Genomic DNA, 21,646 nt, shown 5'->3' on the forward strand with positions numbered 1-21,646 from the left:
TTTTCGGCTACCACATCACTCCAGAAAGCGTGCAGTACACCCTTTTGATCGGCAGCCAGGGCAACGTAGTAGCCACTATTGCTGACCAGCCGACCTTCATCCCAGGTTTGCGGCTGAATAGCCGTATCCCACGGTGCCGAGCTGTACCTGATACTCGTCCCGGCCCGGTAGAGCAGATGGAGCCGCCCATCACGCCCCAGCACGATGCTCGCCCGCACAGTGTAGCCACCCACACTGGGAGCTAACAGCTCGCGTACCGGTTCCCAACTGCCATCGGCGTTGCGCCGGCGATACATCAACAGATCGATGGTTCCACCTTCCCGTTGGTCAACAATGAGACCTCCGTACCAGACCACATGCACACTACCGTCTGGGCCGAGGGTCATATCTGGTAGCCACGACCAGCCGTATCGCCGCTCAATCTGGGCTGTTGGCACCTGGCCGTACTGCAATGGCGAGAGTTCGACTGGCGCTGTCCAAAATCCCTGACTGCGTGCGGTTTGCTCACCAGCAATACCGATCAGAAGTACAAATACCATGATGGTGAGGGCAAAGTGCGTCTTCATGCCTCTGCCCTCCGCTCTATCAGTTGGCGCACGCTGATCAGCAGGCCAATGAATACCCAACTGTACATCGTGTATTTGAAGCCGGGTACCCCCTGATTGTAGAGAAACGGTAATATCCAGTCGCCGAGCATCATCGAGAACTGTGCGGCAGCCCAGCCTGCGGTCGCGATGATCGCCGTTGTTCGCAAGATGCCCTGCGGGGCAAGCTGGATCGTTTTCCAGCCATAATAGAGGCTCACGATGGCAAACCAAATCCAGATACCGAAGCCAACCACGCCGAATTGAGCCAGAATATCAAAGTAGTTATTGTGCGTTGAACGTGCATCGTAGCGGAAGTAGGTCATGTTGTAGGGCGCATAGCCGGCCACGCCGGTACCAAACAGCCAGTGATTTTGCACAATCCATAGATTACGTGCCCAGATTTCTAATCGCCCTAGTCCACCCTCTTCGATATTGTCATGAATGACACTGTCGATGTAGCTGCGGCCAGGCCCGAAGGCCAGATTTAACCCGACCAGCAAGATCAAGATGAAAAAGAGCCGTCTTGAGATGAGGAAGGCCATGAGAATCAGGGCGACGAAGGTCGGCAACCAGCCTGAAATCCAGAGCGAATTACGAACGGCGACCAGCCAGATGTGCAGGATGAGCAAAGCGCCCCCGGCCAGCCGCCATCCCCAGGGTACCTGTGGTTGCAGAAAGATGATGCCTGCCAGGGTAACGCCAAACCACAAACCCCATAGCCCGGCATCGGTGAGGATCACGTGATTGATGTTCAGCACCTGAGCGATGGTCATCAATCCGCCGCAGACCACAAACATGCCCAGGTAGGCTTTAATTTGCCACTCGTGCTGAATGAACCGTCCGACCAGGAAAGGAATGCACATCAATCCCAGCAACGAGAGCAATGAAGCAATTTGGGCAAAGCGGAAATTGCCCATAATCCACCAGTCCAGGATCGGATCGGCCCAAAGTGCTCCCCACGGTATCGAAAAGATACAGATCGCCATCATCGCCAGCAGGGGCTTATTCAATGGTGAGGGCACCAGTTGCCATGTGCGATGGGTGATCATGCTGACAATCCAGATTCCACTGAGGGCCAGGGTAAGCAGCATGCTGATCGGTAATTCACTCCCGTTGCCTGCCGGCAGGCTGAGCGGACGCATTGCCAGCCCGGTGAGGGGGAGGATCAGCACAAACCACTCAAACCGGTAGAGTAAGAGGGTTAACCCGATTAACCCTAATGGAAGCGCCAGCAGTGCAAAGCCGATCAGTTGGCGATTGGTGCCAAACATGAAACCAACCGCCAGACTGTAGACGATCAGGACACCAATCACCCCTCCCAGCACCAACGGACGGGGGAGCCGTTCAATCCAGGGTGGTGTGTCAATATGACGCAGGAGCGAATTCATTACCGTTACCTAAAATCGTTCCGGTAGCACCGGTTGTTGCACACGCCGACCGATTGCCGCCCAGAGCAGACTACCATCGCGCACAAAATGTTTTCCAACCGCGTGGTGGCCTCCGCTACAGGCAATCAGCAGACTGCCAATCGTCGCTTTCAGAAAAAAGATCATCTGTAATCCGTGCCCCAACAGGCGGGCAGTCCCCTGGCCGTAATGCTTGGCGAAGAAGCGCAATTTGCTGAAGTAGAGTTCGGCCTTCATGCGCGTTGCCGCCTGTTTACTGCTCTGACCGCCGAAGTGAACAATATCGGCAGTGGGAAGGTAGCAGATCGGCCAGCCGGCCCGCTTAATTCGATAGCACCAGTCTACCTCTTCCGTATACATAAAATACGACTCGTCGAGCAAGCCAACCTGTTTCAACACCTCACGCCGCAAAACCATCGCCGCACCGTCGAGCCAGTCGGTCTCGTAAGCTGGTGAGCCATCGACCGTTGGATACCGCCGCCGCCAGCGGATTTTCTTGCCGGTCAGCTCGGTGAGCAGGTTGGGGAAGAGGGCCCACGAAGGTTGCAGCGTACCGTCGGCGTTGAACAGCCGTGGCCCAACGACGCCAACCTGCGGGTGGGTGTCGAGAAAATGCACCAAACGTTGAATAGAACCGGGCCGGGTAATCGTATCACTGTTGAGCAACATTACATAGCGGCCACTGCTGGCCCGGATTGCCTGATTGTTAGCCGTCGCAAAGCCGCGATTGTCAGGGTTGGCAATGATAAATACGTCTGGAAAATGCCGGGCTACTGCCGCCACACTGCCGTCGTGCGAGCCATTATCGACCACCCAAATCTCTGCCTCAATCCCACATGTTGCTGCCGGGAGTGAAGCCAGACAGTCAAGCAACAGTTGGCGTGTGTTCCAATTGACAATAATGATACTGACATCAGGTACGGGCCAGGTCATAGGAAACAGTCCTTCGTTGAGCAACCTCGCGCAAAAGATCATCTAAGCGGGGAACGATCACTCGCCAATCGTAACGTGCCGCCACTTCTCGCCGTCCGGCTTCACCCAGTCGGCGGGCCAGGGGTGGGTCGCTGAGCAGCCGACTGGTGGCACGAGCAAAGTCCATCGGCGTGTCGGCCAGAAAGATATGCTTACCATCAATGAGGGTCAGCCCTTCGGCCCCTTTGGTTGTACTCACGACCGGTACACCTAACGCCAGTGCTTCCAGAATCTTGAGCCGGGTGCCACCCCCTTCCCGAATCGGGCTGACCTCAACCGCATGGCGGGCTATAAGTGCTCGAATGTCGTTGACGTAGCCGGTAAATTCCACGCCATTGACCCTGGGTAAATGCGCTTGTTGGTCAGCGTTGATCTTTCCGGTGACGCGGAACTTAGCCTGTGGATGGCGGGCACGAATCAGGGGCCAGATTTTTGCGAGAAAGTAATAGACTGCGTCAAAGTTAGCGCTGTACGAGAGGGCGCCGGGGTAGATGAGTGTATCGGCTTCCGGCTGATAAGGGTATGCGGCACAGGCTCGACTATCGACGCCGTTGGGGATAACCGATAGCAGTGGCGTATGCGGGCCGGTGATCTGGTACAGCAAGCTGGCTTCTTTCTCAGAGACTGTAGTAACAGCGGCAAAGCTGGGAATGATCGTCGCAATATAGCGCCGATGCTGGATCGCCGTCAACAGACTGCGGAGTCGACGCAGACCGTAATGATTGCGGTGGTCTTCCAGAATTGCTGCCAGTTCCAGCTCTTCGAGTACCAGGGGGACGTTCGGAATCAGGCAGGCGTAGGGTGCGACATCGATCTGCATTGCCAGCACCACATCAGGCTGCCAGCGAGCCACGCTTGCCAACACTGCATCGGCAAATGGCTGACTCCAACGTACCCGCACCGAAGCCGGTTTATTGCTGGTCAGGCTGCCTAACCTGTCCCGCAGGGTAAGCAGCCGATCGGGGCGCTCAAAGACCTGCCACGAACGGCAAAGACGACTGATTTCCTGGGATTGTACTGCTGTTGCCGGCCCCTGACTGAAGGCAATCAGGTGCAGGTGATGGTGTTCGGCCAGGCCACGTAGAATGGCCATTGCCCGCAATCGTGAACCGTTATCATCCGGTTCAGGCCACCAGGTTGAGAGAACGAGGATGTGCATAGGCCCTGCCACCTTCCAATCAAACAGGCGATGTAATCGCACGCGGTTGTGGTCGTGCAACCGCTGCGTAGTACGCGGCCAGTGTCTGCTCTGCCGTCTTCTGCCAGGAGAAGCGCTTCACGCGCTGCCAGCCGGTCTGGCGCAGGCGCTCTGCCACTGCCGGATTGCCGAGCACGGCCAGCAGATGGCGAGCCAGGATCTGTTCGTCTTCCGCATCTCCGATCAGCCCGGCATCACCGACGACTTCCGGGATTGCTCCCCGGTCCGACGCGATGATCGGTGCCCCACAAATCATCGCTTCCAGCAGGGGAATCCCAAACCCTTCAAACCATGATGGAAAGACAAACGCTGCGGCCATACTGTAGAGCGCGATCAATTCGTTGCGCGATGGCCGCAACAGCAGACGCGCATACCCGGTGTCGACGGCCTTCTGCACTGCCGGCCATGGTTCGCGGCGGGCAAAAAAGACGATCTCGTAGCGCTGTTGCAACTCTTTGGGCAAGAGCTGCCAGGCCCGCACAATCACTGCCGGGTTCTTTAGCCCATCGGCCAGAATGAACGGACGGCGCAGATCGTAACGCTGACGAACGCTGGCCAGGGTCTGTGGATCATCGATCCTGACCACATCGGGCGGTACGCCATGCGGAATGACGACAATTGCATCACTGTCGTAACGACAGTAGCGCAGAATATCGCGTTTTGCATGCTGCGAGACAGTGAGAATACGTTGTGATCGACCGACTGATCGCCGACTCATCAGGTGCAGGTAACTCATCATCGCTATCGAGCGCAGGTCTTTGTTGTGGCCGGCGATAATCTCGTGCCACGGCATCACGTTGATCGCGTCGTGGAGCGTAATGACCGTTGCTGCTTTCCTCGGCCCAAAGCCGTAATTGGCCGGAAAGTGGGCAACATCAATCTGATCGGCTGCCATTGCCCGCCTGAGACCCACAAGGTCATTGGTAATACTTGAAAGCGGATTGCGGTACGGTAGTCTACGCAGCACGACATTAGCCGGAAGTTGCTCCAGCTCAAACGGCGCCTTGGTGTCGGCGTAGAGAAAAAACTGCTCGTTGCTCCCAACTGCAAACAGAGCCGGTAGCAGGTGGCGGAGGTAGGTGTGAATACCACCGACCAGGCCGTGTGAGAGGTAGCGTACATCAATACCGATTCGGAGCGAGCGTTGCATCAGTCTATCCCCCTTGCCTTGTACCGGCTACCCTTCCAACACCGGCGCTGGCCCAAACCGTCCACGCCAGAAATCGATCCAGGCCAGCCGCATGCCAATCCGACCTTTGCGTGTCCGCCATTTCGGGCGCAGACAGAGACTAAGGTAGGTGCGTAAATCTTGCACGATCAACGCATCAATCCAGGTGCGCCAGCCAGCTTTGGTTGCCCGCAGGAACAGTAAGCGATTGCGTGTCATGTAATACGCCAGGTATTCGCGATCAAAGCGCGCATTGAGTGGTATCTTATGCCAGACCCTAGCTGCCGGCGTAAAATAGCAGACATAACCGGCGCGACTGGCCCGCACGCACCATTCGGTCTCTTCAAAGTACATGAAGAAGCGTTCATCGAGCAGGCCAATGTGCGACAACGCGGTGACCCTGATGAGCATGGCGCAGCCGGTGACAAAATCAACGATGCGGGCCGGATATTGCCCGCAATCCTCTTCTTCACCCCGCATCCGGCAAATTCCCCGTTGCCAGTCGATGCTGCCACCCGCCGACCAGATGCGGTTGGGGGCAGCGTGGTAGTAGATGATTGGCCCCACTGCCGCAATCCGTTGATCGCTTTCTGCCGCCTCTACCAGACGATCAAGGAGATCGGGCGCAACTTCGGTGTCGTTGTTGAGTAAGAGGGCGTAGTCATAGCCGTGCGTCTGGGCGTAGCGTAACCCAACATTGTTGCCGGCGGCAAAGCCGAGATTGACCTTATTTTCGATGACAATCGTGTTCGGAAACGCTGCCCGTACCTGCGCTGGTGTACCGTCGGTAGATGCGTTGTCAACGACGACCACGTCGTAACATGCGCCTGGATACACCATCTGGGCCAGCGATTGCAGGCAGGCAAGTGTATCGGCGATACCGTTGTAGGTCAGGACGATAACGGCTACCCGTGGTTTCATGCATCAATCCCTCACACTGTGGCATGTCGTTTGCTGAGTGTCGTATAGTGCTGCAACAACTCCTCTAACTCATCTGCAAATGTTCGTGGTGGTTGGATACCGTCACGCAACCGTTCCAGCAGTCCCGGTTCGGTACGCAAACGTTGCAACTGGCGTGCCAGATCGCGATCATCGTTTGGTGTGAACAGCAATCCATCCACTTCGTCTCGCACCAGCTCGACCATTCCCCCCAAGCGTGAGCAGATCACCGGTCGCCCGGCTGCGTGTGCTTCCAAAATAGTGAGCGGGCTATTCTCGTACCAGATAGATGGCACAACGATCACATCTACCTTGCTCAGTATGTCTGCCAACTGATCGTGTCGAAACTTGCCGGCAATCTGAATGCCCGAATCGTCACCTGTCAGTCGCCGCAGGTGATTCGTGTAGGCCGGATTCTGGTCAGGATTACCAAAAATAATGAGTTCAGCAGGACGATCGCTGCGGGGCAGGCTCTTGAACGCAGTAATCAGCAGATGAACTCCTTTGTGGGGTGCAATCTGTCCGATATAGCCGATCCGCAAGCGCTGGCCTGGCCGGACTGGCTGAACCCGGCGTAGATGCTCTCGGGTGATGCCTATACGAATAACCTGCACGTGAGGCACCCATTCCCGAAACAGACCGGCTAGAAAATGTGAGGGTGAGATGACCAGATCGGCCTGCGCCAGCGCTGCCCGTAAGGTGTCGCGGCGAACCTGCTGTGCGGCGCGTCCGCGTTCACCGGTGAGCGTGATCCATGCTTTACCGGCCAGTCCCACGCTCAATTGTTCTGGAAGCCGATAGCGCCGTTGGTCAAGCTGCAAACACCAGGCACATTCGGCTGGATCGAGCGGTGGTCGTTTACACAACGTGCCATCCCCGCGCAGCAGGGTAATCCGTGGACAGAGAAACCAGTAATCGTGCAGTGTAACGACAGCAGGAATATCCTGCGCATGTGCGGCGTTGATAGCGCCAACCCCAATCAGATATCCACTCTGCAAGTGAACAATATCAGGCTGAAAGACCTGTATTCGCTGCTCAAGCCAGGCTGTAATGGCCGGGTTTGCATAGCTCCAGTTGGCCGGTGCATCGCGCAAACCAAGGTGAAGCCGCCAGACCGGAATATTGTGGTAGTAGTCGCGTTCAGCCCGCACGCCAAACGGCTGCTTCATATCGAGCGTCTCGACACACACCACTTCACACTCATCGCCACGCCGTAACAGCTCGTGTGCCAGCCCCATCGTATACAGCTCGGCACCGGCACTGTAGCGCGGTGGAAAGTGATGTACTGCCAGCAGTATGCGCATCGTCTCTTCCTCTCTTAACGGCGTGTAGCGAACAGGTTACGCACAAATGTTGTTTCTTCCGTACCAATCACTCGTAATCCAACCAGCAGTGCTCCGTAGATGAGTCCGCCGCCGCCGATCACCAGCAACACCGGCCATTCACGCGCCAGATAGACCACTCCGGCCATAAATGCCACGGCAATCGCTGCCCGGTACACCACTTGCCAGCGCATCAGACGCAGTTGATCGCGCAGCAGCCAGACATATTGCACTGCCAGCACGGCCTCGGTCACTACCGTGATGATGGCTGCGGCCGGTGCTCCGTAACGCGAGGTAAAGATCAGGTTTGCAATCACATTGATACCACTGCTGATCATGATCGAGCGCGCTACCAATGCCTCACGGTCGGCAATCACCACGACATAACCGAGAAATTCGGTCAAAAACATGAGTGGTAGTGTCCAGATGAGTACCGCCAGCAGCGGCGCAGTAGCGGCGTAGCCCTCGCCAAACAGGAAGAGGGTGATCGGGCGGGCTAAAATAAATCCTCCCGCCGTGATGGGGAGGGCCACAATACACAGATAGCTTAAAATTCGTTCATAAATCCGTGGCAGGTTGGTTGGATCGGTTTTGGCCTGGCGTGCCAGCGAAGGGTACAGGGCGGTGTTCAGAACGTTCGAGAGCGTAACCAGGGCAAAGATCAGGTTGTACGCTGCATTGTAATAGCCGGTCTCGCTATCACCGAAGCTAACGTTGAGCACAACCGTATCGAACCGGTACGACAGCCCTAGCGTCAACCCGATCACACCAAACGGAAAGGCGGCACGTAAGAGACGCAACCAGCGCTCGTGCCGCCAGCGTCCCGGCGTTACCCCTAACCGCCATAGGGCACGGACAACCAGGGCAGTCATCACCGCGACACCGATCATGGTTGCGAAAATGAGGCCGTAGTACCCCAGCCCCAACCAGAGCGCCAGTCCACCGAGTGTCACAAAGATCAACTGATTCACCACCTGCATCCCGGCGGTGAGATCGAGACGTTCGTGACCGGCCAGCACTGCCTCACTGCTCCCGTGAACAGCATAGATGAGCAGAGTCAGCCCGTTCAGCGCAATCGCTCCGATCATCAAGAGTGGTCGGCCGGTTGCAATTGCGGCGCTCACGACGAGCATACCGGCAATCATGGCCAGGATCAGCCGTAACCCCAACACATCGGCATAGAGATCACGAATCTTATCCAGATGACCCGGTTCGCTCCGCAGACGGGCAATTTCACGCACGGTGTACGGAGCCAGCCCCAGATCGGCGATGAAGAGAAAGATGCTCCCAAAGCCGATAACCGCAGCGTACTGGCCAAAGTCGCTTGCGCCCAACTGGCGGACAATGAAGATCGAAAAACAGAACGAGAGGACTTTGATCGCCAGTTGGGCGATCATTCCGGCTACTGAGTTGCGCAGAATCGTGGCTGCAAGCTGGTTCATACAGCGCTACCAGTCATAGTGGATGTGGATCGCCGAGCCGGGCAATCCATCATCTTGTGCGTCAGCTCTACCACGCGATCAAGCCACTGTTCAATCGTAAAACGCTCTGCCATCAACTGCCGCCCGGCCTGCCCCATCTGCTCTGCCCGGTCGGGATTCTCCCAGAGGGTAGCAATTGCATCTGCCATCCCATCAGCATCACCCGGTTCTACTAGCAACGCCGTTCTTCCTTCGTCCACATATTCGGCTAGCCCCGGTCGGTGTGTTGCAATCACCGGTCGTCCCATTGCCTGGGCTGCCTGTACCGATGTGCAACCGGCACTCCACTGGGTGTTGGCTTTAATCGGGACAACGACGATGCGGCTTTGTTGATAACAGGTTCGTAGTTGCACCGGTGGCACGAAGGGCTGGAGGCTAATGTTCGCCGGTAGTACTTCACGTTCGTGACCGCTGCGACCGCTGATCCAGCTACTGCCAACCCGTAAATGGCAGGGAATATGCGGCAGCCGACGCATTGTCCGGATCAGGGTGGGGTAGTCGCGGTGCGATAGGCCCAGGCTCTGCACGACGCTGGCTTGCTGTCTACCCGGTTGCGGTTGGTAGAATGCAGTGTCAACCGGTATGTGTAGGGCAACCACCTGTTCTGCTGGTAATCCAAGAGCCTGCCGCATTCCTTTCGCCTCAGCCTCACTAATCGCTGCCACGATGTCCCACCGATGTTGAAGATGGAGTGTTCGTATCAGTTGCAGTTTGTGTGCCGACATGCCGTGATGAAAGATCACGAGATGGCGGACTGTCTGCGGGAGCATTAAAGCCAGTGGTATCCCAACCCGCTCCGAAAGGCTGATCACGGCCTGATACCCCGCCGAGTGCACTATCTGATTCACCTGTAATGCCAGACGCAGATCGAGGCGTGTTATCCCTTCTAATCGCTCCAGCATGCGGTTTGGCCGCACGATGCCGTAGTCAACGTGGTGATTGCCGAATCGCTCTGCCAGCTCCAGATAATCAACCCGCTGATGAAAGCCTTGCTGCACCGCTGCTGCCAGTCCTGGCACCGGTGCATTTGTCGCTACCACAAGTATCTTTGTTACTGATTTATGCATATTCCCACCTTACCACGTATGGCTGACAGTCCGCTAAACAAACTGTAGAGCGAATATGACGCCATCGTCATTCAGTCTTCAGGTAGTTTGGTTGAGCTGCTGGTTGAACGTGCGGATGTTGATATGGAGATGGACAGGACAATGCGCAAAGGATTGAATATTGTGTGTCCTGCATGAAACCTGTGAACCCAGTGCCTTTTTCCTGTGTGGTGTTCATCGTGAAGCCGATTCTCACCTCCAGCCAACCTGTTCTCGGCGAGTCTATCCGAACCATCTTACAGTCAGGCAGGCGAAGGCAACATCTTCGCCTGCCCGATATGCGACCAGTCTCTACAGGTACCCCAGCACCTGCGGGTATCGCTTGCGCTGCCGGCGATACCAGTAGCCGAGCGGGATCAAGATCACGAGTCCCATCAACCAGGCACTATAGCCCCAAATGATGCGCGGCCCGCTTAGTGGGAGCTGGCTCATCACCAGGGCAATCAGGTGGTAAATGACAATGTGCATCACGTAAAAAAAGAGCGAGACCTGACCAACCATCGGCAGCCAGCGGAAGAGTCCGTTTGTGAAGAGGTCTGGTTTGGCGTAGGCCGCGGCCAGGATGAGAGCTGCAATGCCGAGGTTGAAGGCAAAGTAGCTCAGGCTAGGTGGGGCTTTGCTCATAACCAGCCAGTGCGCCGGCGTGTCGCCGACCGCCCTGAACGCGCCCAGATCGCCGAACCCTCCGATCAGGCGTAGGACCAGCCAGCCGATGAGAAGTCCGATCCCGATCTGGAACCAGCGGCGCGATGACTGGTGCGCTGTGTGATGATGTTGGTGACCCATTGCGTAACCAAGCCAGAGCAGTGGCCCCCATCCCAGGACAGCAAAACCAACAGCCGGTTGTGTGTCGTAGCTGTAGGTGAGCCAGAAGGCCTGCCAGAACGATTGTGGCTCATTCCTGACCAGTTCCGGTGCGATAGCGCCGATCCATGCTTGATGAATGATGAGCGTGATGATGGCAACCAACCCGATCTGATGCGGCGAAAGCAGGTGTCGTAGTCCGGCAAGCAGGATCATTGCAGTGGCGATGCTGGTCAGGACGTGGACGTAAGGCGTTGCACCGCGCCAAAACCAGGCACAGATGGTGAGATCGAGCACCAGAATAATCAGGGCGCGGATAAGGATAAATCGCGTGGTTGCCGAAGCTGGCCTGCCACGTCGGCTTTGCCCTGCGGCATACAGGGCCAGGCTATACCCACCCAGGAAGAAGAAGATCGGTGACGCCAGGTTGGTGAGCAGTCCACTGAGCCAGTAGGCTGCACTTTGCAAGACCACCGGTTGCCCGCCATACGACTCGGCCTGAAGCCCTGCGCCAACGAAGAAGGCACTGTGGTCAAGCGCCATCAGAATCAACGCAATGCCGCGTAATGCGTCAATCGCGATAATCCGACTACTACTAGCCTGTTGCTCAACGACGACAGGTCGGGTTTCGGCAGCGATCCGTGCGGTTTGCATGCGCTCTCTCCTTACCGTTCAGAAAACGGCATTATGGCGTCGGCTGAACAGATGGGTTGGTCTGCGTGCCAGCAATCTCGGCGACACTATCGCGAATGGCTACCCGCCAGAGCGCACCACTCACCAATCCCGCCACACCATAACCGGCTGCTCCCCACAGCATTGCCGTTGTAAAGCTACTGCTCATGCTGATCACAATCACCAGAATTGACCCCAATACCGAAAAGACGCCGTTCATACCCCACGCCCAGACCACCAGTCCCGGTGCGCGTGCGCTGAGCTGACGTAAACCGGCAGGGAAGGGGATGCCCATCAGGGTGGCGAGCGGGGCAATGATGATCATACTCACCACAATTCGAGCCAGATCGGGCCAGTGCATCCAGGCCGCAAACAATACCGGTAATGTGACAATGTAGATGACGGTTGTGATCGCGATCCCGATCAAGATCAGCCGCAAGGCGTTACTACTGCGAATGTGTTTACTGCCGAACAGGCTACCAATCGCAGCAAAGAGCAGCATGCTGGCAATCGTCGTTGTGGTAGCGTGGATCGGATAGCCAATGAAGAGCGTGAAGCGCTGAATCAGCACGATCTGGATAAACATATACGCCGCACCCAGCAGGCTGAAATAGGCCAGGGTAGGTATAGCACCGGGTAGACGGAGACCATCACGCTGGTAGCGCACCAGTGGCATGACGATGAACGCAATCGCTGCCCCAATCGCAAACGTAGCCATCGTCAATAAAATCAGATTGCCGATGGGAAAGCGATTGAGGCGCCCTTCATAACTGCTGTTGAAGTGCAGATTGTCCCAGCGGAAGTAGTTGTAGAAGAAGGGATTGTCGTCGGTGACCGGGAAAATCTGGAAGGTGTATGCCCGTTCAAAAGCGCGTGGATCGGGGGCGTGCAGGTATTCAGCGAACGGTGTGTTCAGGCGCACAAAGGGATCGTGCAGCATGGTGAAGTTGTTTGCCGCCCCCCATGCCCGCAGGCGCTCGATCTGTTCCGGCTGGAAAGGTGATCGGCTCACCAGTAACGTAGCGTTCACCCCCTGCTCGTTCGCGATGATTGCAATATGGGCGGCTGGATCGCTCACCCCCATGCGCCGCAACGCTTCGGCTGCCAGCCCGGTCAGGCGCAGCATTTCACGGGACGGACTGTTTACATCACGTGTCCATGAAAAAATGCCGGTAGGGGTCAGCGCATTGAGCGCCTGTTCCAGCGCATCGACGGTGTAGAGGTACGACTCGGCCAATACGTAGGCACCGCCCGACAACGCGGCCAGGTTGTCGAGGCCAATACCCTGAATGATGTCGTACTGTTCGGTCGTCCGGCTGAGAAAGCTGCGCCCCTCGGCGACGATCAGTTCAGTTGAGGAGTGCTCGGCTAATCTGCCTGTGTAATCAGCGTATCTCCCTTTTAAGAGGTTAACGATGGTTGGATTGAGTTCAATGGCTGTAATTCGCTCTGCTCCGTACAGCCGGGCCAGCAGAATGTCAAGCCCACCACCAACCCCGATCAAGAGCGTACTCGGATGCTCATTGCCCAGATGGTAGGCCGCACTGATTACCGCATGGTCGAGGAAGCGAAACCGTTCAAGATCGGCATCACTGCCATCGAACCGGTACATCCCGGTCATCGAGGTACCATCAATCGTGACCAGCTTCAGCGGCAGCTCTGGGCGCTGTTCAAGTGGATAGCGTGAGCTGACTGCCCCCACGATCATTGGTTCGGTGACCACAATCTCCGGCATCACATCAACTCTTCCTACCGCATCCCAATGCGTAAATTCCGGGCCGGTTCCCTGCGCCTGCATAGCCCAACCCAGCTCTTTTGAACCGGGTACGGCCAGGGTTGGCGGTCGCACAATCAGCGCGACCAGCAAGAGACTCTCGACCCCGATCAGCGCTACCGGCAACCAGCGCTGCCATCCTCGTGCCTCGTATCCCAACAGGATGGCCGCGAATGCACCGATCACCGCAATCAGCGCAATGACTGCCGGGCCGTTAATGAGCTGAATAACCTGCAGAACTGTAATTGTGGCGATACCGGCTCCTGCCATGTCGGCAAAGTAGAGGCGGTGCGAACTACCGGCCCACCGCCCGAAGATCGCCGCGATCACCAATCCACCACTAAAGAATGTGCTGAACAGACAGATGAAATAGATACCAAGACCGACGATAGCCCATCCAAGCTGGGCGGCGCGTAAGGGATCGATGGCGATGGTGCTGATCGCGATCAGGTTGCTCAGGCTGGTGAGACTGAAGATGAGCGCAAGTTTGCCCAACCGACGCTGAAGCTTGTCTGTCCCCCATCGGCGCACGGCGAGAAATGTACCGGCTGCTCCCCCGCCAAGCAGGGCGATACCGATGACCATGTAGGTAAAGTGGTGCCAGATCATGAGTGAGAAGATACGGGTGAAGGTGATCTGCAGGGCAAGAATGCTACCGCTGAGGAGGGTTAGTCCGAGATACTTTCCAGTCGAGTGAAGTGATGGGATAAACTTCATGCCGTGCTCGCTTTCTGAAAGGGTTTCCGATCAGGTGTAGGTGGCCTGTACCTGGTGTTGGCTGCTCGTGAGCCTGATCACCCGGTATGTTTTACCAGCGATCTGGCGTTGCAAGAGTGGCATCCTGTTAGTACCGATGGTGACGGCGGCTAGCCGTGCTGTGCGATGCGTTTCCGGGATGCAAAGGGTGAGGTCAAATCTCGTTGACGGGATGGTGATGGTGCCGCTGAGTCGCTGGTTGTCCCAGTTTAGCTCCTGCAGGTCACTCGCCCTGCGGGCATCGATAAATCGCAGCCACTGCTCAGCCGCCATGATCGGCAAACCAACCTGAGCGGCATAGGCGAGTGTTTGATCAAACCAGCGTGCGACTTCACCGACAATCGGGCCACCGATCAGGAAGGGGTCAATGTGGCACTGTAACCCCAATGCTGCCGGGTAACGATCAACACTCGCTGCAATCTGGGCAATGCTTTGCGCGGCTGCCTGTTCACCGCTGAAACCAACCTCGTAGCCAGTTTGAAACACCGACATCAGGTGTTCGTCAACCAGGTGGGTCGCCTGCTGGTACACATCGATTACCGTTCCATCCCGGTCAACGAAGCGCAGTGGCAACCCGCTCCCGTTCAGATAGCCCATTGTCCATGTGCCATCAGTTTTGCGCACAGCCGGGCCGCTATGGTAGTGATCGAGGTTCATGCGAATACCATAAGCCGCCTGGACGATAGCATTCTCAACCCAGCCCTGCCAGAGGATGCGATGCGTGCGTACCGTTGGCGGCAGTGGCCCATAGCCGAGCTTGATGAATTCACTCCAGTTTCGGTAATAGCCGGCTTCCAGCCCCTCTTCGACGTAGGGATGCATGCCGAATTCGTGACCACGATCACGCCACGCCTGCACATGGTGTGGGGCCGGCAACGGATCATCACCGCCGATGGTCGAGCCGATTACCGGTGCCCGGCTCAGCATCCAACGCAATTTACGGCTCAAGCGCCCGGACGCATCTGTTGGTGGTGGTGTGTAGTAGATCGAAGCTGTGCCGTTATGACGCTCAACAATGCCCAGCCACTGTTCAATGTGGCTAACCCGACTGCCATGCGCATCGCCGGTGGCAATGATTGCACCGGGAGCGTTGTCGGGCAGGTACCATAGACGAGGTAGCGGTAATGGACTTACCTCTTCAATCATGCGACTGAGCAGGCGCTGATGTTCGTCGGCCTGGGGAATGGCGATTCGTTCCAGATCAATCCAATCGACGAAGAGATCGCTTGCCCGCAACCCCTCCATCAGATCGCGTTCCTGGTTCATCCAGGCCGGGTTGCCCTGTCGGATCAGGGCAATCGTCAGCGCCAGATCAAACGTCCACAATGCCGCATGCCCGGCTCCGAACCGGTGAAACGTTACCAGCGGATCACCATTGCTGCCGGTGGCAATAATCTCCGCCCCCTGCACCGTCACCCGCTCGTACACAGTATGAAGTTGCAGCGGGCCACTGATGCCGGTTGCAGGAATGGGAAAGAGCGAATCATCACGCTGAGATGATCCCAGGTACCTGACACCGAATATCTCGGCCAGCACGGGATCAGGACGAATGCCGATCAGCCCACCCCCGGTGCGCACAAAGTGCTGCAACCACGCCACCTGTCCGGCGGACAACGGTACCGAACCGATGATGATCACTGCACCAGTACGAACCTGATCTATCTGATCAACCTGATCAAAGTTGATCCGACGCAGACCAACAAACCCCTCTGCCCGGAGTATTTCGCCGAGGTACGCGGTAAAATCGGGCCGCGGTGCCGGATCGGCTACCAGGAGTAGCGGTGCAAAACCATCGGCAACTGGCGGCAAACTCACGTTTGTGCCCGCTGCGGGTGGCGGCAATGGCCAGTGTTCCGCACCGTAGGTCACCAGCCCACCCAGTCCGGTGGCAGCCAGCAGGCCAGAGAGAAACGCTCGACGGGTTATCGGTCGCTGCAAGTAGTGCATAAGCGTCTGTCTTATCCCCGGCGACGCCGACCGGCAACCGGACGACGCCGTGTTGGTCGTTTCGCCGCTGTCGGTGGTAACGATGTCTGCCGTTCTTCGGGTATGTTGATTGGTGCCTCGCCAACCGCCCGTTCATACAGCTCTTCTGCTGCTTTATACGCTGTATCGGTTTCAACCGCCGGTACCACAATCACCCGTCGATCCTCGTGAGGTGATGGCGTGATGATGACCTGTGGTGCTGTGGCCGGTGTTGGCGGTGGCGTCTGATTGGTGTCAACTGCACGGGTGGTATGTGCAGGAGTGGTGTTCTCAGCTTGCTGTGTTGTGTTTGTCCACTCACCCTTACCGGGATTGAGTAATCGCAGCGGAATGTCGCCTAACAGGTGGCGCAGGCTGGGCAACGGTAGGCGGGGCTGTTCTTTTCGACCGGGGAGTACATACTCTTCGGTCAACATTACTGCACCCAACACACTATCAGTGCGTTTAAGGGTGAGTCGTTTCAGGCTCTGCTGGATGTCGCGACTGCTATCTTCAACCGGTTTCAGGGCCAGGAGAACCCCATCCATCATTGGCGCCAGCAGGGCAGCTTCCACGCCGTTCAGGGTTGACGGGCCATCAAAGATCAGAATATCGGCAGCCCGTTGCAAGCCGTCAACCAGCGCGGGCCAGGGCTGCGAGGGTGGCAACGGGCGCCCCTGGTCATCGGTATTGCGGGCCAGCAGCAGCACATTCTTGATCGGCGTCACCCGCAGACTCGACCAGACCTGGGCTTCGCCGTCAATAGAGATCGGTTGCAGCACTGCATTTGGATCGGCAAATAACTCGCTGAGGATAGCCCGCTCGGTTTCGGCATCAACCAGCAGCACGCGATAGCCGGATAGCGTGTAGCAGTGCGCTAGATCGACGGCTAACGCACTGCGCTCATTTGAAGGTCGTGGCCCGCTCACCATCAGAATCCGCGCATTGCGCGGCAACCCGGCCAGGACGATCTGGGTGTGAGCCTCTTTCACTGCGTTAAAGCGCGTTCTTGCTTCTTCGTCGCTGAGATAAATCGCTGGCTGTTTACCCGGTACCACACCGAGAAAATTCAATCCAAACCGGCTACGCAGATCGTTGTGACTCCGCCAGCGCGTATCGATCATCTCCAGCACAAACGAGGCCATCATCCCCAGGATTAACCCAGCCAGTCCCGCGATAGCTACCGTCAGATTCCGCTTATTCGGTAATGGAGCCGTGGGTACCTTGGCCGACTCGAAAATCGACAGACTATTCACCAGACTGGTATTCTGGAGGCGCAGTAACTGCGCATAGGCGTTTTGGGCAGTATCACGGGCTAGTTCCAGTTCCTGTAGCCGATTGCGTGCCTCACGCAAATCGGTAGCGCTGGTTGCCTGCGCCAGCATCTCACGGGTTTGGGCGATCTGGCGATCAAGTTGATCAATTTCGGCCTGTGAGCGTGCAATCTGTTCATTGAGCAAATTGCGTTGCGCAGCAACGTTTTCCGGTGAATTTGGGCTAAAGCGTACCAGCTCATGCGCTATCGCATCAGCAATCGCTGCGGCCCGCTGCGGGTTTGTGTCGGTAATGGTAATATCAAGCAGGCTTGCCTGCCGATTGACATTGGTGGCGAGCATATAGGTGCTGATCACCTGCCAGGGAAACGGTAAACCCAGTTTCTCAACGACAGGAGCCAGAATGACCTCGCGGCGCGCCATTTCAGCGTAAAAACCTGCGACGGTGGCACTCAAGCCGAATGTCTGCGGATCGGGCGTGGCGGCAAGTGTATCACCCACCTGCAACGTTGTGCGACTCACATAGTAATCAGGCTGCCGCAAGGCAAAAACAAAGGTGGCACTGGCAGCGATCACCGCTGCCAGCAGGGCCAACCACCACCATCGTAGTAGAATCCGCACATACGACCAGATGTCGCTCCAGGTGAGCATCACATCAGCTCCTTCTTAACCGGTAGCAGGCAAAATGACTAGATCGCCTACTTCCAGCCCACTTATGATTTCAGCTTTGCCATCAACCACCAAACCGAGTTCGACATCAACCCGCTGCGGCCCTTGTTCAGTAGGCACCAGAACGTGGGTACCACCGTCACGACGGATTGCCTCTATCGGGAGCCAGCGCACATTTTCACGTCGACCAAAATCAATCGTTACCAGAGCCGGATCACCGACTGCTAGCGCGAGATTACCGGCGTTGTACGTGACGTGAAGCTCTGGCGTCTGGAGGGGATTGGTCAGCGTCGTGCTTTTCCGAATCACCCCATTAAAGGTACGTCCAGGGTAGCGCACGAAGCTGATCGTGACCGGGGTGCCATCTGAAATCCGCTCAAGATCGGTGCTACTCACTGCACTGATGGTGATCTGTAATCCCGAATTATCCATCAATCGGATGACCGGCATTTCAGCCTGCACCGGAAAACCGACCAGGGCATCAATGGCGGTGATTGACCCGTCGAAGGGGGCATAAATACGGCGCGCTTCGATCTGACGCTCGATCTCTTTGATCATGAGTTCTGAAGCAGCCAGGCTCTTCACCAACAGCGGATCGGGGGTAGCGCGTTGACGTGCGGCATCGAGTTGAATCTGCGCCTGTTCAACTGCCCGACGAGCCGCCATGGTTTCAAATTGATCCGCACCATTGAGCAACCGATCAAGGCGGGCACGGGCCAGGGCTACATCCGCTTCTGCTGCCTGAACCGCCGCGATCTCATTGCCACGGGCAGTGTCGAGTTCGATTTGGGCCAGCGCCACTGCACTCTCTGCCGCCTGAAGTTCAACCATCAACTGATCAACCAATGCCCGTACCTCCGGCGTGTCCTCGACCTCCAGACGGGCGCGAGCCTGGCCGTAGGCAGCCTGCACCCGTTGCAACTCGGCGACCCGGTCGGCCAATGCCCGTTCGGCGCGCGTCTTGACGGCAGAGGCATCATTGCGTGTCCGTGCCAGTGCTGCCTCTGCCCGTTGCAGAGCCGCACGTGCTTCCGCGATCTCGGTTGCCGAGGCTGGAGTTGTCAGTTCAGCAAGGCGATCCTGTGCTGTTTCCAGTGCGACTTCGGCGGCTCGCACCTCGATTTGGGCACGGGCTACTGCCTGATCAATTGCCCGTCGATCTTGTTCGGCATTAATCTGCGCCTGACGTAGACGGTCTTCGAGCGTACCCAGATCGATCTCGGCCAGGAGCTGCCCGGTTGTGACCTGCGCACCTACTTCAATGTACAGATTGCGGAGAATACCACTCTCGCGGAACGCCAGGTCGCGTTCCAGGATGGGCGTAACCTGACCACTGAATTCGCGCCGGTCCTCAAACGTTCCCAGGGCGACTGCAACAGTCCGCTGCACCGGTTCAGTTGCCGTAGCGGTTGGTTCTACCACCACAACCGTTGGTTCCGGTGTTGGTGGTGGCGTCCATGGCTCGGGTGTAGGGGCGCCAACCAGGCTGCTGATGCTGCACCCACTCAACCCGACCAGGAGAGTGATCATCAGGATATGCCGAACAACACACTGTAGACGGTCTTCCATAGCATTCCCTGTACTACTGTGGTACGGTGGTCAGTACACCGGTTAGTGGTTGCGTGGTCACCGATACCGGCCTGAGTTCCTCTTGCAGCAACCATCGCGTTGCCGCCAGCAGATCGTCGGCGATATGGGTTGGTTGATAGCGCCGTAATTCCGGTTTCTGTAATTCTGCACTGCCTCTCCCACTCTTGACCAGAATCGTTTGGCATCCCATCCGCTGACCGGCAGCAATATCGGTGAGCGCATCGCCAATCAGGAATGTCGTTCGACAATCAATCTGGTGCCGGGCTGCCAGCTCCTGGATCATACCGGGTTGCGGCTTCCGGCACCCACAACGCTCTTCCGGGGTGTGAGGACAGTATCGGATATCGTCAATAGTTGCCCCGTGATAACGGGCAATCGCACGCAAGTGGGCATGAATTTCTTCGAGCGCCTCTACCGTCATCAACCCACGCCCAACCGCTGCCTGGTTGGTGATAATAAAGATGCGAAACCCGGCACTGGTTAGCAGACGCAACGCGGTCAGCGCACCCGGTAGGAACTGAAACTCGGCCAGATTTTTGACGTGATCAGGGCGGTTGTGATTAATAACCCCATCGCGGTCGAGAAAGACAGTGCGCATAAGACCCCTCCCCTGGCGCTGCATGCAAGATGATTCCACGTGGTGAAGAAGGCAGGCTGCAGCGACAGTGTTACAGTACACGCTCTTGCTGACGATCTGCTAACAGAGGTAGGAACTATTTATGACAATCCTGTCACGTTCGTTTGGTACTGTATGTATATTGAAATATTGCCTTACGACTGAGGAGCATACCGATGATCATCTCACGTACCCCGTTGCGGGTCAGCTTTGTTGGTGGTGGCAGCGATTTGCCGGCGTTTTATCGCCATGAACCGGGTGCAGTGGTCAGCACCGCCATCAACAAGTACATCTACATCACCGTCAACGAGAAGTTTGATCACCAGATTCGCGCCAGTTATTCGATCACCGAAATTGTTGAGCGGGTTGATGATCTCAAACATCAGCTCATTCGCGAAGCGCTACGCCTGGTGGGGCGTATGAATGCGATTGAAATCACGTCGATTTCGGACATTCCCTCGCAGGGTACCGGTCTTGGCTCATCGAGTACCTACACCGTTGGCCTGCTCAATGCCCTCTACGCCTTTGTAGGCCGCTTTGCCGGTGCCGAGCGTCTGGCCCGCGAGGCATGCTTCATCGAGATTGATCGGTGTGGTTCACCCATCGGAAAGCAGGATCAGTACATAGCCGCGTATGGTGGCTTTCAATTCATTCAATTTAATCCTGATGAGACGGTCTTCGTCGATCCGATCATCTGTCGTGCCGACACCAAACAGCTCCTCCAGCAGCGCTTGCTGATGATGTATACCGGTGCCACACGCAGCGCCAGCGATGTGCTGCGCGAACAGAGTGCCAATACCGAGCGCGATGAGACCCGTCGGCAACATGTGCGCCGGATGGTTGCCCTCGCCCACGACCTGCGGGTAGCGCTCCACAATGATGATCTCGATGCCTTCGGTGAGATTCTCCATGAGGGTTGGATGCGCAAACGCGAGCTGGCCAGCGGGATTTCCAGCTCACAAATCGATATGTGGTACGAACGGGCTAGGGCTGCCGGGGCCATCGGCGGTAAGATTCTAGGCGCCGGTGGCGGCGGCTTTCTGCTGCTCTACGCGCCTGAAGAGCGTCACGAGTCGATTAGGGCTGCCCTGCCAGAGTTGCGCCACGTGCCGATCCGGTTCGAGCCACAAGGGAGCAAGATTATTTATGTTGAAGAGCGTTGATGATACATGTCCGGTTTGCCTCTAGCCTGGGCAAAGGCCGGTATCATTGACGCCCCTGGTACAATCAGAGAGCAAATACGCAGGCTGAGTCTTGATCCAGGCTCAGCAGATGCTGTTGTGAGGGGAGGGGGCGGATAACCAGGCTATTCAACGGGGTACGTCGCAGCAATTGCCGGTGAATGTT

General features: G+C 56.9%; 15 protein-coding genes and 1 pseudogene. 1 reads left to right on the plus strand and 15 read right to left on the minus strand.

Annotation, left to right across the window (positions count from 1 at the left end; all coding sequences use genetic code 11):
* From VAE55_RS03945 to gmhB, 15 genes and pseudogenes are all read right to left on the minus strand, one after another.
* A pseudogene (locus tag VAE55_RS03945) lies at positions 1–566 on the minus strand (glycosyl hydrolase); the annotation flags it as partial.
* Positions 563–1,975, minus strand: coding sequence for an O-antigen ligase family protein (locus tag VAE55_RS03950; protein WP_322814509.1), 1,413 nt, complete (start codon positions 1,973–1,975; stop codon positions 563–565). The pseudogene VAE55_RS03945 and the gene VAE55_RS03950, both read right to left, overlap by 4 nt.
* A gap of 9 nt (positions 1,976–1,984) precedes the next feature.
* On the minus strand, positions 1,985–2,926 hold the full coding sequence (locus tag VAE55_RS03955) for a glycosyltransferase family 2 protein (RefSeq protein ID WP_322814510.1): 942 nt from the start codon (positions 2,924–2,926) through the stop codon (positions 1,985–1,987).
* Positions 2,907–4,124 carry a glycosyltransferase family 4 protein gene (locus tag VAE55_RS03960; RefSeq protein ID WP_322814511.1) on the minus strand — a complete coding sequence of 406 codons (1,218 nt, stop codon included), beginning with the start codon at positions 4,122–4,124 and terminating at the stop codon, positions 2,907–2,909. The genes VAE55_RS03955 and VAE55_RS03960 overlap by 20 nt, the downstream gene beginning before the upstream one ends.
* Positions 4,125–4,143: 19 nt before the next feature.
* Positions 4,144–5,313, minus strand: a complete 1,170-nt coding sequence (locus VAE55_RS03965; RefSeq protein ID WP_322814512.1) for a glycosyltransferase family 1 protein — start codon at positions 5,311–5,313, stop codon at positions 4,144–4,146.
* A 27-nt stretch (positions 5,314–5,340) separates the two neighbouring features.
* A complete protein-coding gene (locus tag VAE55_RS03970) occupies positions 5,341–6,252 on the minus strand; it encodes a glycosyltransferase family 2 protein (protein ID WP_322814513.1) in 912 nt (303 codons plus the stop codon).
* 11 nt (positions 6,253–6,263) lie between these two features.
* Entirely contained in the window at positions 6,264–7,574 is a 1,311-nt protein-coding gene (locus tag VAE55_RS03975; protein WP_322814514.1) for a glycosyltransferase family 4 protein, read from the minus strand.
* A 14-nt stretch (positions 7,575–7,588) separates the two neighbouring features.
* A complete protein-coding gene (locus VAE55_RS03980; RefSeq protein WP_322814515.1) occupies positions 7,589–9,034 on the minus strand; it encodes a flippase in 1,446 nt (481 codons plus the stop codon).
* The gene (locus VAE55_RS03985) at positions 9,031–10,140 is read right to left on the minus strand and encodes a glycosyltransferase family 4 protein (protein WP_322814516.1); all 1,110 of its coding nucleotides are present in this window, start codon (positions 10,138–10,140) and stop codon (positions 9,031–9,033) included. The genes VAE55_RS03980 and VAE55_RS03985 overlap by 4 nt, the downstream gene beginning before the upstream one ends.
* Positions 10,141–10,470: 330 nt before the next feature.
* Positions 10,471–11,637 carry a DUF1624 domain-containing protein gene (locus tag VAE55_RS03990; RefSeq protein ID WP_322814517.1) on the minus strand — a complete coding sequence of 389 codons (1,167 nt, stop codon included), beginning with the start codon at positions 11,635–11,637 and terminating at the stop codon, positions 10,471–10,473.
* 31 nt (positions 11,638–11,668) lie between these two features.
* On the minus strand, positions 11,669–14,146 hold the full coding sequence (locus tag VAE55_RS03995) for a hypothetical protein (protein WP_322814518.1): 2,478 nt from the start codon (positions 14,144–14,146) through the stop codon (positions 11,669–11,671).
* Between the two features lie 30 nt (positions 14,147–14,176).
* Positions 14,177–16,132 (minus strand): hypothetical protein, encoded by a 1,956-nt coding sequence (locus VAE55_RS04000; RefSeq protein ID WP_322814519.1) that lies wholly within the window; start codon positions 16,130–16,132, stop codon positions 14,177–14,179.
* Positions 16,133–16,143: 11 nt separating this feature from the next.
* The gene (locus tag VAE55_RS04005; RefSeq protein WP_322814528.1) at positions 16,144–18,075 is read right to left on the minus strand and encodes a lipopolysaccharide biosynthesis protein; all 1,932 of its coding nucleotides are present in this window, start codon (positions 18,073–18,075) and stop codon (positions 16,144–16,146) included.
* 15 nt (positions 18,076–18,090) lie between these two features.
* Complete coding sequence (locus tag VAE55_RS04010) at positions 18,091–19,662, minus strand: efflux RND transporter periplasmic adaptor subunit (RefSeq protein WP_322814520.1); 1,572 nt, start codon at positions 19,660–19,662, stop codon at positions 18,091–18,093.
* Positions 19,663–19,675: 13 nt separating this feature from the next.
* Positions 19,676–20,281: a D-glycero-beta-D-manno-heptose 1,7-bisphosphate 7-phosphatase gene (gene gmhB / locus VAE55_RS04015; RefSeq protein ID WP_322814521.1), complete on the minus strand. Its 606-nt coding sequence runs from the start codon at positions 20,279–20,281 to the stop codon at positions 19,676–19,678.
* A 194-nt stretch (positions 20,282–20,475) separates the two neighbouring features.
* Here gmhB and VAE55_RS04020 point away from each other — a divergent pair, with 194 nt between their 5' ends.
* Positions 20,476–21,462, plus strand: coding sequence for a GHMP kinase (locus tag VAE55_RS04020; RefSeq protein WP_322814522.1), 987 nt, complete (start codon positions 20,476–20,478; stop codon positions 21,460–21,462).
* The last annotated feature ends 184 nt before the right edge of the window (positions 21,463–21,646 follow it).

This window comes from Chloroflexus sp. (assembly GCF_034432675.1).
Classification (GTDB): Bacteria; Chloroflexota; Chloroflexia; order Chloroflexales; family Chloroflexaceae; genus Chloroflexus.

Coding starts and splice junctions, on each gene's coding strand:
- VAE55_RS03975 (WP_322814514.1), bottom strand. CDS start 7,574: ATGCGCATACTGCTGGCAGTACATCACTTTCCACCGCGCTACAGTGCC.
- VAE55_RS03950 (WP_322814509.1), bottom strand. CDS start 1,975: ATGAATTCGCTCCTGCGTCATATTGACACACCACCCTGGATTGAACGG.
- VAE55_RS03985 (WP_322814516.1), bottom strand. CDS start 10,140: ATGCATAAATCAGTAACAAAGATACTTGTGGTAGCGACAAATGCACCG.
- VAE55_RS03960 (WP_322814511.1), bottom strand. CDS start 4,124: ATGCACATCCTCGTTCTCTCAACCTGGTGGCCTGAACCGGATGATAAC.
- VAE55_RS04010 (WP_322814520.1), bottom strand. CDS start 19,662: ATGGAAGACCGTCTACAGTGTGTTGTTCGGCATATCCTGATGATCACT.
- VAE55_RS03970 (WP_322814513.1), bottom strand. CDS start 6,252: ATGAAACCACGGGTAGCCGTTATCGTCCTGACCTACAACGGTATCGCC.
- VAE55_RS03965 (WP_322814512.1), bottom strand. CDS start 5,313: ATGCAACGCTCGCTCCGAATCGGTATTGATGTACGCTACCTCTCACAC.
- gmhB (WP_322814521.1), bottom strand. CDS start 20,281: ATGCGCACTGTCTTTCTCGACCGCGATGGGGTTATTAATCACAACCGC.
- VAE55_RS04005 (WP_322814528.1), bottom strand. CDS start 18,075: ATGCTCACCTGGAGCGACATCTGGTCGTATGTGCGGATTCTACTACGA.
- VAE55_RS04000 (WP_322814519.1), bottom strand. CDS start 16,132: ATGCACTACTTGCAGCGACCGATAACCCGTCGAGCGTTTCTCTCTGGC.
- VAE55_RS03990 (WP_322814517.1), bottom strand. CDS start 11,637: ATGCAAACCGCACGGATCGCTGCCGAAACCCGACCTGTCGTCGTTGAG.
- VAE55_RS03955 (WP_322814510.1), bottom strand. CDS start 2,926: ATGACCTGGCCCGTACCTGATGTCAGTATCATTATTGTCAATTGGAAC.
- VAE55_RS03995 (WP_322814518.1), bottom strand. CDS start 14,146: ATGAAGTTTATCCCATCACTTCACTCGACTGGAAAGTATCTCGGACTA.
- VAE55_RS04020 (WP_322814522.1), top strand. CDS start 20,476: ATGATCATCTCACGTACCCCGTTGCGGGTCAGCTTTGTTGGTGGTGGC.
- VAE55_RS03980 (WP_322814515.1), bottom strand. CDS start 9,034: ATGAACCAGCTTGCAGCCACGATTCTGCGCAACTCAGTAGCCGGAATG.